14 protein-coding genes are annotated in these 14,759 nt (G+C 40.2%); 6 read left to right on the top strand and 8 right to left on the bottom strand.

The window, feature by feature from the left end; all coding sequences use genetic code 11:
- Positions 1 to 50 precede the first annotated feature (50 nt).
- From AACU33_RS33075 to AACU33_RS33065, 3 genes are all read left to right on the top strand, one after another.
- Positions 51 to 1,622: a metallophosphoesterase family protein gene (locus AACU33_RS33075; RefSeq protein WP_096594489.1), complete on the top strand. Its 1,572-nt coding sequence runs from the start codon at positions 51 to 53 to the stop codon at positions 1,620 to 1,622.
- Between the two features lie 263 nt (positions 1,623 to 1,885).
- Positions 1,886 to 2,578 (top strand): choice-of-anchor Y domain-containing protein, encoded by a 693-nt coding sequence (locus tag AACU33_RS33070; RefSeq protein WP_096594488.1) that lies wholly within the window; start codon positions 1,886 to 1,888, stop codon positions 2,576 to 2,578.
- 12 nt (positions 2,579 to 2,590) lie between these two features.
- On the top strand, positions 2,591 to 3,328 hold the full coding sequence (locus AACU33_RS33065; RefSeq protein WP_096594487.1) for a class I SAM-dependent methyltransferase: 738 nt from the start codon (positions 2,591 to 2,593) through the stop codon (positions 3,326 to 3,328).
- Positions 3,329 to 3,337: 9 nt separating this feature from the next.
- Here AACU33_RS33065 and cas6 read toward each other — a convergent pair whose 3' ends face one another.
- The 7 genes from cas6 to AACU33_RS33030 all read right to left on the bottom strand — a co-directional run bounded on the left by cas6 (position 3,338) and on the right by AACU33_RS33030 (position 9,930).
- Complete coding sequence (gene cas6 / locus AACU33_RS33060; protein ID WP_096594486.1) at positions 3,338 to 4,489, bottom strand: CRISPR-associated endoribonuclease Cas6; 1,152 nt, start codon at positions 4,487 to 4,489, stop codon at positions 3,338 to 3,340.
- 504 nt (positions 4,490 to 4,993) lie between these two features.
- Positions 4,994 to 5,239, bottom strand: a complete 246-nt coding sequence (locus tag AACU33_RS33055; protein ID WP_096594485.1) for a hypothetical protein — start codon at positions 5,237 to 5,239, stop codon at positions 4,994 to 4,996.
- Between the two features lie 66 nt (positions 5,240 to 5,305).
- Positions 5,306 to 5,881 carry an ureidoglycolate lyase gene (locus AACU33_RS33050; RefSeq protein WP_096594484.1) on the bottom strand — a complete coding sequence of 192 codons (576 nt, stop codon included), beginning with the start codon at positions 5,879 to 5,881 and terminating at the stop codon, positions 5,306 to 5,308.
- 40 nt (positions 5,882 to 5,921) lie between these two features.
- Positions 5,922 to 6,776, bottom strand: coding sequence for a polysaccharide deacetylase family protein (locus AACU33_RS33045; RefSeq protein ID WP_096595472.1), 855 nt, complete (start codon positions 6,774 to 6,776; stop codon positions 5,922 to 5,924).
- A gap of 230 nt (positions 6,777 to 7,006) precedes the next feature.
- Positions 7,007 to 7,909 carry a polysaccharide deacetylase family protein gene (locus AACU33_RS33040; RefSeq protein WP_096594483.1) on the bottom strand — a complete coding sequence of 301 codons (903 nt, stop codon included), beginning with the start codon at positions 7,907 to 7,909 and terminating at the stop codon, positions 7,007 to 7,009.
- A gap of 573 nt (positions 7,910 to 8,482) precedes the next feature.
- Positions 8,483 to 8,755 (bottom strand): GlsB/YeaQ/YmgE family stress response membrane protein, encoded by a 273-nt coding sequence (locus tag AACU33_RS33035; protein ID WP_096594482.1) that lies wholly within the window; start codon positions 8,753 to 8,755, stop codon positions 8,483 to 8,485.
- Between the two features lie 572 nt (positions 8,756 to 9,327).
- The gene (locus AACU33_RS33030) at positions 9,328 to 9,930 is read right to left on the bottom strand and encodes a DedA family protein (RefSeq protein ID WP_096594481.1); all 603 of its coding nucleotides are present in this window, start codon (positions 9,928 to 9,930) and stop codon (positions 9,328 to 9,330) included.
- A 149-nt stretch (positions 9,931 to 10,079) separates the two neighbouring features.
- Here AACU33_RS33030 and AACU33_RS33025 point away from each other — a divergent pair, with 149 nt between their 5' ends.
- The 3 genes from AACU33_RS33025 to AACU33_RS33015 all read left to right on the top strand — a co-directional run bounded on the left by AACU33_RS33025 (position 10,080) and on the right by AACU33_RS33015 (position 13,966).
- Positions 10,080 to 10,862, top strand: a complete 783-nt coding sequence (locus AACU33_RS33025; RefSeq protein ID WP_096594480.1) for an ABC transporter permease — start codon at positions 10,080 to 10,082, stop codon at positions 10,860 to 10,862.
- 170 nt (positions 10,863 to 11,032) lie between these two features.
- On the top strand, positions 11,033 to 11,410 hold the full coding sequence (locus tag AACU33_RS33020; RefSeq protein WP_096594479.1) for a hypothetical protein: 378 nt from the start codon (positions 11,033 to 11,035) through the stop codon (positions 11,408 to 11,410).
- 30 nt (positions 11,411 to 11,440) lie between these two features.
- Positions 11,441 to 13,966, top strand: coding sequence for a caspase, EACC1-associated type (locus AACU33_RS33015; protein ID WP_096594478.1), 2,526 nt, complete (start codon positions 11,441 to 11,443; stop codon positions 13,964 to 13,966).
- A 58-nt stretch (positions 13,967 to 14,024) separates the two neighbouring features.
- Here the strand turns inward: AACU33_RS33015 and AACU33_RS33010 are convergent, their stop codons facing one another.
- A complete protein-coding gene (locus AACU33_RS33010) occupies positions 14,025 to 14,663 on the bottom strand; it encodes a Uma2 family endonuclease (RefSeq protein ID WP_096594477.1) in 639 nt (212 codons plus the stop codon).
- Between the last annotated feature and the right edge of the window lie 96 nt (positions 14,664 to 14,759).

Below are 14,759 nucleotides of genomic sequence, written 5' to 3'. Positions count from 1 at the left end.
CTTTTGACTCTTGACTCTGGACTTTTGACCAAATTATGGAGTAATCGCTAATGAGATTGATATCCGAACCGCCAATTTCTGTGAAAATTCACAAGATGCAGGAAAGGGTGCGGTGGCTACACCCGAATATTGTGCAAAGAGGAATCGACCAAACTAGTATGGTCATTGACGATTGTAAAAACGATCGCCCAGACTTCTCTTTTATGGTGATTGGTGATAGTGGTACAAAGTCTCATTACGGACACCACCCCCAACGCCAAGTTGCAAAACTGATGCTTCCCCACAAAGACGAGTGCAGTTTGGTGTTGCACACGGGTGATGTGATTTATGTGGTGGGTTCCCATGAATATTACCCGACAAATTTTATCGAACCTTACCGAGAATTTCTGGTAGGTGGGGAGAATCCAGAAAATATTGCCTATGATCGCATGGTATTTAATCTACCTTTTCTACCAGTGCCGGGCAATCATGATTATTACGATGTTCCTTTGATGTATCGTCTGCTGACAGGCAGTACGCTGCGGCTACGGCGGATGCTACGCTACAAAGATTTTGAAATTGGTTGGCACGGTTCTAATCAAGGCGATGCTTACTCGCGGGCGTTTCTCGATTATCTCGCAGGAATCGCTTCTTCTGAAGAATTAAACGAGCATTTAGACTTCCATTACACGGCAAAAACAGAAACAGGGCGATGTTTGCGCTACGAACCAGGAATTTTTACCCGTTTACCCAACCGCTATTACACTTTTAGGTACGGTGGTATAGATTTTTTCGCGCTTGATTCTAATACTTTTAACGAGCCTTCACCTTTACCGACAACTCAAGCAGGGGGAATTTACCGTCTAGAATTGGAAAAGCGCCGCCATGAGATAGATCGGGAAGAAGTCCAGATTTTAGAAATGAGCGATCGCCTAAACCCCGATAACCCAGAAGATGCGGAACAACTCGATGACCTCAGTGCTAAATTAGACCAAATAAACGAAATCAAAATCGACATTGAAAAACAACTAGCATCTCATACACCAGCAACTATTGACTTAGAACAACTCAACTGGCTGCGTAACAGACTAATTGAATCTTGGAATAACTCCGAAGTACGGGGAAGAGTAATTTATCTCCACCATCCCCCCTACGTTACCGAAGCAACTAAATGGCAGCAAGCCCAAACTCTAGCAGTGCGTCACCGTTTGCGATGGGTATTTGAGCAAGTAGCACAAACTCTTGGTTCCCAACTGCAAGAACGTCCCGTAGTAGATTTAGTACTTAGCGGTCACGCCCACTGTCTAGAATATCTCCGCACCGTTGATACTGGTTACGCCGACTCCCATATCAACTATATAATCTCCGGTGGTAGCGGTCGCCGCCCTCGCCGCCAAAGACCAGAGGGAAGCGAACTTCTGGAAACCTTTACCGAGGTTCCTGGTAGCCCCACTCGCAAAGTCGCAGATTCCCATCTCTATGTAGGACGCAAAGACTACGCTTTTCAAAAGCAACTTTCTTATTCTTGCGTGCGCATTGACGTTAATGACGGCACTCCACCCAAGTTTACCGTCAGACCATTAATCGCAGAGCGCGTTGGCGAACAATGGTTTAGTAGCCGCCTTGACTCCTTCGTAATTTAACTTGATATCGTCTCTTTATATCATCTTCGTTCAAATAACCGTCATTGCGACCGTAGAGTAGCAATCCCAAAAACACTGAGATTGCTACGTTTCACTTTGTTCCACTCGCAATGACATATTAAGGTAATTTACAGGACATCAAATTGTCTGCGTCTCCGCAGTTTTGCGTGAGAAAAAACCCCAATCAAAGGTATAATTTGAACCGCGATCGCAGGGATAGCACTACCGTAACAGTCAAATAATACCTTTGTAATCAACAACCAATGAAAACACCTCTAGCTGCTGTGACTGCTGGCTTTGCTGTACTCATAGGAAGCAATGCTGCGATTGCGGCTGTACTGTATAACGGCTTATCAATTCCTAGCCAAACATTAGCTCAACAAGGATGGATGTATCTTTGGAGTGCTGTACCTCCTGCACCGACTGCGATCGCCACAACTAATGGTACGATTCTCGATACTAGCGGCACTAACGCCAATTATGCTGGATATTTCCGCCAATCTCCGGTGACTTTAGATCGCATTAAAGGTTACACCATCACTTTTAGAGTGCAAATTAATTCTGAAAGCCACAGTTCCAATAATCGCGCTGGCTTTAGTATGATGGCGATCTCTAACAAGTTGGCTAACGAACAGCAACCCTACGGTATAGAATTGAGTTTCTGGGAAAACAGCATTTGGGCGCAGGATGTCGGCTTTACTCGTGGCGAAAATGTTGCTTATGACACGAAGGCTTCAGCAAAAACATATAAGCTAACCGTCAAAGATACTAACTATCAACTGTCCGTCACCGGAATTGTTGCTCCAATTCTTCAAGGTAAGCTGCGACAATATACAGGTTTCACGCCACCACCGGGTTATAAAAATCCTTACACCACACCTAATTTACTTTTTCTGGGCGACAATACTACATCTGCCAAGGCAAAAGTCACTATAGTGAGTGTGGAAGTAAACTAAGGCAGGGGGCAGATGGCAGGAGGCAGAAGGGGAACTTCTTCAAAGGTTGGTGTTGTATTAATCTTGGTTATCATCCTGAGTTTTCTACTTAGTGTGAATAACACAGCCATAGCTTACGAACAGCGCACTATCCATAGCCCCGATGGTATTGGCAAATACTACATGGGTAGAGAAATTGCGCAGGTGATGGGACATACAGGCGCAGGCTGGTTGGAAAGACCTAATCGCGAAGCCGAGGAACAGCCAAGCAAGATAGTCAGCGTCCTTAACCTCAAACCTAGCGATGTAGTAGCAGATATTGGTGCTGGTACAGGCTACATGAGTTTCCGTATCGCGCCATTATTAACCGAAGGGAAAGTGTTAGCTGTAGATATTCAGCCAGAAATGCTGGATATTATTGAGTTGCTTAAAAAAGAAAATAATATTACTAACGTTGAACCTGTCTTAGCCACCCTGACCAACCCCAACCTACCACCTGCAAGCATTGATTTAGCGCTGATGGTGGATGCTTATCACGAGTTTGCTTATCCCCAAGAAGTAATGCAAGGTATAGTTAAAGCACTTAAGCCAGGTGGAAGGGTAGTTTTAGTAGAATATCGGGGCGAAAATCCCTTTATTCTGATTAAACGCCTGCACAAAATGACGCAAAAGCAAGTCCGTCAAGAAATGCAAGCTGTAGGTTTAGTTTGGCGTGAAACCAAAAACCTGTTACCGCAACAGCATTTAATGGTGTTTGCAAAGCAAAGCTGATTGATTTATTCAATCCTGATTTTCTTGCTTGAGCGCCCGACGAGCTAATTTGACGTAGGTTTTCACGGTAGTATAGGGCATCTCTAAATCTTCGGCGATTACTTGCAAAGATTCTCCCATTTCCCGCCGTGCCAAAATCGTTGCCCATGTAGAAGCAATTTTATCAGTGCGATCGCCTCCTGTGCGTTTGCGTTGAGCAGTAAATAAGGCTGTCAATTCCGCAATACGTTCTCCCAAGAGATTTGTTAGCAATTGCGTAGGCGTAGTTGGTTCTGGTTCCAGCCATTCTAAGCGCGTTTGTCCCAACCCAAAAGTAGTTTTATGTCCCGTACCGCAGTAAGGCGCAAGTTTGACTAAGGCGTAAAACAACTGGGTAAATTCAGTGTTAGCCAAAGCAGCTTTACTTAAACCACAAGAAATTGCACCTGTGAAACCAGTCACCGAACCGCGTTTACCCGCCGCTACTTTGACTGACTCTAAGCGGTGCTGGTGGATAATTACCCCTTCATCTATCCATTCCAAAAAAGACTCTGGTTCGACAAACATTCCCGAAAAATCATTCCAACGCCGCAGGTAACTGTGAAACAGATTTACAGGAACGGGAAGAGGAAAATGATGACCTTTGCGGCGAAAGCTGGTAGGTGAAACAAAACTCAGACTGACACTAGCTTTTTTCTCTACAGATGACTGCAACAATTGCGCGTAAGTGGTGGGTGGATGAGCAATACTCACCTGTTTGATTTGCAAAGGTGCATCTCTTAAAGCCAAAGTTTGCGGTAATTGAGTTAACCATTGGCTAAGAAACTGCGCTACTCTTTGAGACAGAGCGTTGACATGCCAACGATAAATTTGTTTAGCTTCTAGTTGCAGTTGTTTGCCAGTAGGAAGAAGTTGACCTTCCAGCGCCGAAATATTGAAAGGCTTTTCTGACTCCCCATCATGGAGGTAAGCAGAAAGTTCCGGGTTTAATTGCCTTACTCGATCTAAAAACCAGGCATGAAGTCCAATTGTGTACTGAGAATAGAGGCTACTAGAACTAGTTGCCTCAAGGTCAAACACCAATCCTACCAATTCAGTGTCATCTGTCCAAGTGGGAAGAGAAGAAGCTGACACAGACTTGGACTTGGCTTTGCGACTGGTAGATGTAGCTGCTCTTGCCATCGCTGCTTGCTTTGCAAATAACGTTAAATATTTTACTTTGTATTCATCCCCATAAGGAGATGAAAATCAAATTAGGTGTAATCTAACCAACTTTCTTCTGTCCAAGCTAGTAGAAAATCAAACTCTTCAGATGAATATTACCTTCGCGCAGCGTTTCGTAGAGAAGCAGTACTAGTTTCCAGGGAATGTATTGGTTCTTCATGCCAAAATCCTCTAACTTTAAGCAAGTGAAGCCGCTAAAAACGGGTAAAGACCTATGCTAATAGCCGTCGTTGGACATGGAACTAAAAATCAATGGGGATCAATTTCAACATAATTCCTAATTACTAATTAACCCCACAATTCTTTCGTTTTGTAAACTGAAAACTGCGTTTCTACGCTGACTCCGATTGCTGAAGTTGTTTATTTAGCTAGTAACTAGTGAAATATTACAGATTGTTAAAATAACCAACTCAATAAGACTAGTCAGTAATTTTAAATCAAAAAATCCTTTACCTGTGTGTTCTAAATTTTTACCGCAAAGAAATCAAGTATTTTGAAGTGAGACGCTAGCGCTTCGATTTTCGAGTACTCAATTGCCATTTTAGAGACTACAATAGCTATTTCGGATACTACAATTGCAATTTCGGAGTACTCGATTGCGATTTCGGAGTACTCGATTGCCATTTTGGTTACTACAATTGCGATTTCGGAGTCCTTAATTGCCATTTTGAGTACTACAATTGCGATTTCGGAGTACTCAATTGCCATTTCGGAGTACTCAATTGCTATTACGCCTTCTACCCAAAGCCTTTTTTCAAGTTAGGACAAAGGACATTAATCAACATCCAACTGAATTTCACAATTTAATCTTTTGAGCAGCGATATTTTATACACATCGCCTTGATTCATTTCGCCTGGTATCTGCATTTGACTCAAAGCGGTGACAACTTCATCAGAATTAGCGGTGAGAATTACCACAGGGCGATCGCACGCTATGGGAAAATCATGCCAAGTGCCAATATGCAACAACAGTCCATAACCAGCAGGAAACCGCAGTGCTTGTACTTGATTTAAATTAGGCAAGTTTTCGCCATTTTCATGATTAGGTGGTGCCATCACCATAATAAATGGTGCTTGTCCCAAACCAATAAACATTTGGGTCATGTGCATATGGCGTTCTAACCAAATAATTGAGGGATATCCTGGTAAGATTTTTGCAGTTCTAAAAGTTGCCGTTCCCCGATAAGTAAAGTCAATATTTTCGCCTTCTAATACTCGTCCTTGATAAAAGGGAATTCCTAACCCAGGTTTACTCACATCATCACCTAGAAGATGCCCATAGGGTTTGGTATTTTCTGTATTGGCATCAATTACAGGGATTTTTAAAATATTAGTTTGCGAAACATCCATATTTTTAATTTTAGAGCTTAGATAAATGAATATTAATTATCTAGAGTTTATTAATCCACTCATAAATACCTTCACCTGTAGTTAACCAGGTCTGAGGTTGATTTTTAATATGTAACAAACACTGCTTTAAATATTTTAGGCGTAGTGGTTGACCAACAATAAATGGATGCAAGCCAATTGCCATTACTCTTGGTTGATTTTTGCCTTCTTGCCACAGTTGGTCAAATTGGTCTTCAATAGCTTGGGCAAATTCTGCACCCGAAAATCGGTTACTTAAACATAAAGTAATATCATTTGCTTCTATAGTGTAAGGAATAGCCAGCAAGCGATCGTTATTAGGTAAAGGATACCAATAGGGTTGGTCATCATTTACCCAATCAGCAGTGTACACAATTCCGGCATTATGTAAAATTTCAAAAGTTGATTCTGTAATCGAAAAGCCAGGGGTTAACCAACCTTGAGGAGTTTTACCCGTTGCTTGACGCAGTAAATCTAGAGTTTGATTAATTATCTCTGTTTCTACTTGCATATTCATTCCACTATGCCCAGTGGAATTATTAATCCCATGCGCCATTATTTCCCAACCATATTGTCGTATGGCTGTAATTATTTCTGGATAAAGCGTACAAATTTCGCCGTTAACTGCGGCTGTTACCGGAATTTCTAACTCAGCAAATAGTTCAAACAATCGCCAAATACCTACACGATTTCCATAGTCTCGCCAAGCATAATTAGCAATTTCTGGGTAGCTATTTAAATGGGGTTGAATTGCGGTTCCGAGTTTGCCAAAGGTGAAGTGTTCGACATTCATTACTACCCAGACTGCAACTCTGGCATTATTGGGTAATTTTAATGCCGGACGCTGGGTAATAGCTTGAAAAGATGGAGGCTGCAACATTAAAAATTCAAAAATCAAAATTTATGAAGTTGTCTTATACCAATTAACAGAAACTATGATATTGATAGATTTTTCGTAGGGGCATCGCATTGCCATGCCCTTACCGATGTATTTGTATCATGATTAATGTGAAATGGTATTATTACCGCTTGGCATAAGTTCGTAACGTTTTTAAACGCAGAAAAACACAAAGGTTAACGTAGAGTATTTACCAAGCTATTCGCTACTTAGTGCTTTACTTGTTCATCCTTTGTCACCGCAGGTGAAGGTTTGATTGCTGTTGCTTCTTCTTTAGCTTGCATTTCTAGCAGTTCCGATACTGTCACGCATTTATAACCTTTAGCTTTCAGACCAGCAATAATTCCTGGTAAAGCTTTCACAGTCCGAGAATGATTACCACCACCATCGTGCATCAACACAATTGAGCCTGGTTTGGCATTATTAACTACATTTTTGATCATTCCTGGCACCTGTGGTACATGACGGTCAGCATCCCCTGTAAGACTTGACCACATCATGACAGCGTAATTCTGACTTTTGGCGTAGTCAGCTAATCCATTATGCAGGTATCCTCCAGGAGGACGGAACAATGCGGTTTTGACTCCTGTAGTTTTATAGATAATATCTGCTGTGCGATCGATTTCACTAGCCGCCGTAGCTGTATCCATCTGACGATACCAATGATGCCAGGTATGATTACCAAGGGCATGACCATCAGCTACGACTTGTTTGGCGATTTGGGGATAAGTTTGCACCATTTCCCCAAGAAAAAAAAACGTAGCTTTAATATGATTTTTCTTTAAAATCTCTAGTACCTGTGCGGTATTTTTCGGGCCCGGGCCATCATCAAAAGTTAGAGCAACTAGTTTGTCATTCGGCTTCAGATTTGCATGATAAATGGTTTGTCCCTGAAATGGCTTTGGCACTTCTACAATTAAATTTTTGGCGGGTGCAGTATTTTGAGATGTTAAATTTTTAGTCCCACCTTTGACATTGTGATTAGTTGGCTTGTTAGTTGCTAATTCATGGAGTAGCCCACCCTTTAGCAAAGTCAGACTTAAACCCCCTGTAGCAATCACAACTATAATGATTACTGCTTGTAAAACTTGCGATATCCTCTGGGCAGTCACTTTAACACTCCTTACACTTCATTTATGAGTTCCGTTCGCGTTTCCCTTTTGCAATCCTGGCTGTTTGAATAGTAGCTGAGATTTTTGTTCCTGTAGGTCAGATCACAATAGATTGTAAATTAAGTTATCCGTTGCCAAAAGAAAAAAAGGCATTGCATAAATAGATGATTTTACGGAATCTCCTTGACTACAGAGGTTTACACTAGCTGCTACCCTGTCGCTAGAGCAATAAACAAAACCTAATAAGTAAAAATACTTTCTATAATAAAGTGTAATTTTTTACAAAATATCATAGCCTACAAATTCATCTTTATGCCTTTAAACTGAGGTGAGAACGCTCGTTAAATTCTTGCTAGATGAATTTAAATTAAAAGTGCGATCGCAAGGCATATCCTATGAGAGTTCTTCTTAAGGCTGTTCTGTGTCTCATCCTTGAAGCGATTTGCACAAAAAAATAATAGCGCTACCTGCAATACTAGGTAAGCGCTACTGTTTCAGTTTGACTCAAGAAAGATTCAAAAATAATTAAACAGATTTGCAGATTTCTACAATCATTCGTCCGCAACCTGATTTTTACACGGCGCTGTGGCGGTTTAGTAAGTTCCACAAGAAGACAGCAATAATCGCGCCAATAACTGCCACAAAGATCCCAGGAATACTCAGAGTAGGAGCTGCTAAAGCTAATCTACCTGTAGTGAATAATATGCCCAGGCTACCGCCAATAAATGCACCGATGATCCCTAAGATGATTGTTGCCAGAATGCCACCGCCTTGACGGCCAGGATAAATGGCTTTAGCAATAGCACCAGCAATCAGACCTAAAACAATCCAAGCAATAATGTTCATAAGTTCACTGTTTATTAAAGGTTTTTACTGAAAAAAATAGTAACAGTCATGCTAGAAGCAGCCAATCTATCAACAGAACTAATTATTGAATACCTTGAGGAATATATAAATTACTGGTATATAAGACTACTATTAAACCTTTACAAAATTTATATACTTAAATTTCCCTTATTGCCTGTGACCAGTTCTCTTGTGCTATGAGTAATTTCTGCAATAAAATCGGATTTATATATCTATAGATAGATGCCACTCAGGAATTAAGAAAAAGCTTCTAGCAGGTCTTTTACTAGAAGCTTGTCAAACTATTGCTTGGTAATTGCAGTATATGCATTTCTCATTAACTATCTCTTCTACTAGAAGCATTAGAGAATGTATGAAAATTCCAATTTGCTAAGGGAGTCTCACCAAAATCCGCTGTAATGCATTTAAGCTGCATATTTGCTCAACAAGCCTTTCATTTACCATTGCTCCCCTTGTCTTCCGAGACTCCTATAGATTTATAACAATGGGATCGTTTCTTTGATTTGAAAGTCTCTTATACCTAGCTCAGGTAAGCATCGAAAGTAATTTGATTATTTATTGCCTCTATTTTCTTGAATTATATGAATAATCGATGGCAGCAAAGAAATCACGATAATTAATCCAATAATCGGTAATAGATATTTATCAACTTGTTCGGCTGGCAAAGATTTTCCTAAGAAAAATCCTAGAAAGGTAATTCCAAATGTCCACAAGAAACCACCAATCAAGTTATAAGACATAAATGTCCGATAATGCATGGCACCAATACCTGCAACGATAGGTGCAAAAGTCCTAACAATCGGTACGAAACGTGCTAAAACAATGGTTTTTTTACCATGTTTTTGATAAAAACTTTGGGTTTTATAAATATGCTTTTTATGAAATAACCATGAATCTTCTTTGCTAAATAATTTTCTGCCAAATCTATATCCAGTAGTGTAACCAACATTATCACCGAGAACTGCACAGATAAAAGCACCAATAATTAAAATCCAAATGTTTAATAGTTGCTGAGAAGCGACAAATCCAGCAGTAAATAATAAACTATCGCCAGGCAGAAAAAAACCAATTAATAACCCAGACTCAGCAAATATAATTCCCCATACACCGAAATAGCCGAGTGATTTAATTAATGCCGGTAAATCGAAATGCATAGAATATCGTACCTTTTAAGCATAAACATACAACATCTTAACGTTCGGCAATTTTTCGTGATGCAAAATAATATTAAGATTACGTGAATATATTGTTGACTCTACAAAAAACTCATGGCAATCGGTAGGTTTTCGGTTAAGGGTGCAAGATGCAGAGATATTTGCAAGTTTTAAAACTATTTTGGAGTACTGCGATCGCAGCTGAGATGGAATATCGCGTTAACTTTATCGTCGCTACCATCACTAGCTTAGGTAATCTGGCGGGTAGCCTGTTTGGGCTATTCTTGTTTTACCGTACTGGCTACACTTTTGCTGGCTGGTCATGGAACGCCGCTTTAGTTGTACTGGGTATTTTTACTCTGCTACAAGGTTTTTCTTCTACATTTCTAGCTCCGAACCTAAATAGCATTGTCCGCCACGTGCAAGAAGGTACTTTAGACTTTGTGCTGCTCAAACCTATCCGCAGTCAGTTTTGGCTTTCTACTCATACCCTGTCGCCTTGGGGACTACCCGATTTAGTTTTTGGTAGTGCGATTATTGGTTATGCAGGTACGCGCCTTGGTTTAACTCTCAACAACTATCTAGTCAGTGCAGTACCCTTATTGTTGGGTTTGGTAATTCTTTATAGCTTGTGGTTTATGCTAGGTGCCACTAGCATCTGGTTTGTGAAAATATACAACGTTACTGAAGTATTACGAGGTTTATTGGAAGCAGGAAGATATCCGATCGCAGCTTACCCTGCTGCTTACCGCTTTTTCTTTACATTCGTAGTACCCGTAGCTTTTTTAACTACTGTGCCAGCAGAAGCTATGCTGGGTCGCGGACAAATTACTTGGCTAATAGGTGCAGTGGGATTAGCATTAGGGTTATTTTTTATTTCTACTTGCTTTTGGCGGTTTGCGTTGCGTTTTTATACCAGTGCTTCGAGTTAGAGGGAAGGGCGAATAACTGCTGTTTCTACCGATTTTTACCTAAAAATAAAAAATATTTGTAAAAATATGAGAAAATTTTCAGGAAATTTACATAGAAGATGTGGTTTCAATATAAATATTGTGTAAATCACTGCTGACAGTCAATTGCTTAAAACCTGAAAGGATACAAAATGAGTTCTGAATCTAACGTCAAACTGACGATCGCTCTTCCCAATCCCGACTTAGATGCAGAAGAGCAGGAGCGAGAAACGCGAAATTTCCTGCGAGAGATAAAAGACTTAGATGTAGAAAGTGCAGAACTCGTAGCAGTGACAAAAACACCCCAAGGAGCAAAGTCTGTTGGAGGTTTTCTGGTAGGAGTTTTGCAGACTGAGGTAAGCCTAGCCAATTTTAAGAAAGTTTTGGGATTTTTGCGCGATCGCCTGGGTAACAAACCAATTGAATTGGAAGTAGAAGCCAACGGGAAAAAGCTAAAAGTTAAAGCTAACAGCCAGCAAGAGTTAACCGCAGTCATTGAACAAGCGCAAAAGTTTGTCGCAGGTAACTAAGTAATTCCAGCAGTAAGGAACAATAACGAGATGGTGAAAGTAGCACTGCTAATTGGAGTCAGTGAGTATGAGCCTGGTCTTACCCCATTGCCAGCGACAATAAAAGATGTTGAGGCAATGCAGCGAGTTTTGCAGAATCCAGAGATTGGCGGTTTTGATGATGTAAAAGTACTGCTGAATCCTCAACAACATGAGATGGCGGAAGCTATTGAAATCTTGTTTGCTGATCGTCAAAGAGATGACCTCGTTTTGCTATTTTTCTCTGGTCACGGAATCAAAGATGAAAGCGGCAAACTTTACTTTGCTACTCGCAATACTCGCAAAACAGATAGAGGAGTACCGATTAAGGCAACAACAGTACTAGCTAGCTTTGTGCATGAAGTCATGAGCAATAGTCGCTCCAAACGTGAGGTAGTGATTCTTGATTGTTGCTTTAGTGGTGCGTTTGCTGAGGGGATGTTAGCAAGAGATGATGGTTTTGTGGATGTCAAAAACCAATTGGGTGGCGAAGGACGGGCTATTCTCACATCTTCGACTTCAACCCAGTATTCTTTTGAACAGCAAGGAACAGATAACTCAACTTACACCCGCTACATAGTGGAGGGGCTAGAAACTGGTGCAGCAGATCGTGATCAAGATGCTTTTATCTCTGTTGATGAATTGCATGAGTATGCTACCAAGAAAGTGCAAGAAAGCACTCCGGCTATGAAACCGGAGATATACGCTATCAAAGAAGGTTATAAAATTAAGCTTGCTAAAGCACCAAGTAATGATCCCATGCTCACATATCGTCGAGAAGTTGAGTATTGGGTAGAGGGAGGTAACGGTGAAATTTCTGTTGCTGGTCGTGCTGCATTGGTAGGTTTACAAGAGACATTAAAACTAACACCTGAACAGGCTGCGGCAATTGAAACTCAGGTTTTAGCACCTATAGAAGATAAAAAGAAAAAATTGCAGCAATATGAGCTAGCTTTCCGCGACGAGATTAAACATGGGTTTCCTGCGAGTGATAGAACTCGCGCTAATTTGAAACGTGTTCAGCAACGTTTAGGGCTCAGAGATGAAGATATAGCCCTAATCGAAGCTTCTTTAATTACTGAACACCAACTTACCGCATCTCCGGTAGTTGTTCATCCTCCACGTTTCCAAAATAGGAATTTTTCATATTACATAGGAGCGTGCATTATTGGAGTAATCGGAGTAGTTTTTGGTGGTGCTGTAGTCTACTTATTTAATATTCGATATCAACCTCAACCTGTAGTTCAGCCTATAGTAAATTCTTGTGTCAAAGAGGAGTATATTATGGTCGATAGAATTAGCTTGGGTGAAGAAATTTTATTGAAACAAGATACAAACCTTGATAAAGAAGCTGGAGTTCAAGCATTTGCTAAAGGTGATTGTAACACTGCTATTGAAAAGTTTGATGCTTATCGAAAAACTAATCCTACTGACCCAGAAGCATTAATTTACTTGAATAATACTAAAGCTCGTCAGAAAGGAGAACGGCTCAAAATTGCTGTGAGCGTACCGATTGGTACAAACCCAAATGTAGCAAAAGAAATGCTGCGTGGTGTGGCTCAAGTACAGGATGAGGTAAATAATAGTAGTGGTATTAATGGCAAAGCGTTGGAAGTCGCTATTGCTAATGATGACAACAACCCAAGTAAAGCTGCATTGCTTGCCTCTGAGTTTGTCAAAGATCAAAACATTTTAGCTGTCGTAGGACATAATTCTAGTAATGCTTCCCTCTCCGCAGCTCCAATATATCAAAAAGATGGCTTAGTAATGGTATCTCCTACTAGCTATGCTCAAAATCTTGATAGTGTTGGCAAATATATTTTCCGAACTGTTCCTAGCGTTAAATCTATAGCAAATAAGGTTTCTAATTATGCTATTAAAAATGTAGGAAAAACTAATTTTCTTATTTGTGTTGATTACCAAGGAATAGATAATCAATCATTTAACAGAGAGTTTGTTCAAGCTATCAAGGCGATGGGCGGTCAGATTAATCCTACAGAGTGTGATGTTTCTGCTCGTAACTTTAACCCTAGTAATGTTATTTCTAAAGCTTTAAGTAGTGGTGCTAATGGCTTAGTGTTAGGTCTTTATATAGACAAAATAAAGGAAGGTTTAGCAATAGTAGAATCAAACCAAGGGAAGTTGACTGTATTTGGTAGCCCTACACTGTTCACTGAAGAAACATTAAAGGAAGGCAAAGGTATCAACGGATTGATCATCTCTACGCCTTGGCATTCTACAGCATTTCCTAATAATCCTTTTTTGCAAAATTCGCAAACCCTTTGGCGTGCGCCGGTGAACTGGCGAACAGCTACAGCTTATGACGCAACTAAAGCAATTATCGCTGGCTTGCAGCAAAATAGTACACGTGACGGATTACAACAAGTACTGCACAGTCCAAATTTTTCAGTCGAGGGTGCGACAGGAGAAATTCAGTTTTCACTAAATGGCGATCGCATTAATAACCCTATATTTTTAGTCAAAATTCAACAAAAATCTGGTAAAAATGAATATGAATTTGTGCCTGTTCAACCTTAATAAAGGTGAGTTGTATTATTACTTCAAACTATGCAATCAAAGGTAAATTAACAATAAGCTACAAATTCTTCTTCACCCAATTTCTAAAATTACGAATCGCTTGACTTCTGCCAATCGTTAAACACTGCCGAACATATTCATTGACTAATTCAATAATTGGGATACTAAGAAAATTAGGACTAGATTGAGATTTGATATATTTTCCTTCTCGAAGCAAATTAATTTCTAACCCTTGTTGTGTATATCGCCAAAATTCAGGAACTCCTAAAAGCTCATAATTTTCAAATCGAGTACGGGATGTAATATCAATTTCAATCGCTAAATCTGGTGGCGAATCTACAGTTAAATCAATCCGATTTTTGCCAATTATAGCAGCTTGATTTTGAATATAAAAACAAGTATCTGGTTCTACTGCTTGCCGCATTCGCTCATTTTTCAGTGTTGTGGAACCAAAAGGTTCAAAATCAATTTGCAGTTGTTCTAACAAGATTTTGACTAAATCACCAATCAATTCTTTATCTTTTTCGTGTTCGGGTAGCGGCACCATAATTTCTAACCAGCCATGACTATAGGAAATGCGTGCAGCACGGTGTTCTCCCATTTCTGCCAAAATATTTTCTAATTGCTGCCAACTCACATCTTTAAGCAACATTTGTTGTCCTGGTTTGACGATAATTTGTTGCAGTTCTAAAAGCATATCGCCTCGAAAAGTGGATGTAGATATCATTCTAAATCTGGCGATCGCATTTCTCTTCGATCTTTCTGGCTCCGAACTTACAGAGGATTGTTCTTC

This window comes from Calothrix sp. NIES-2098 (genome assembly GCF_963875125.1).
Classification (GTDB): domain Bacteria; phylum Cyanobacteriota; class Cyanobacteriia; order Cyanobacteriales; family Nostocaceae; genus Aulosira.
Note: the sequence above shows the minus strand (reverse complement) of the source record. Positions and strands in the feature narration are given on the sequence as shown.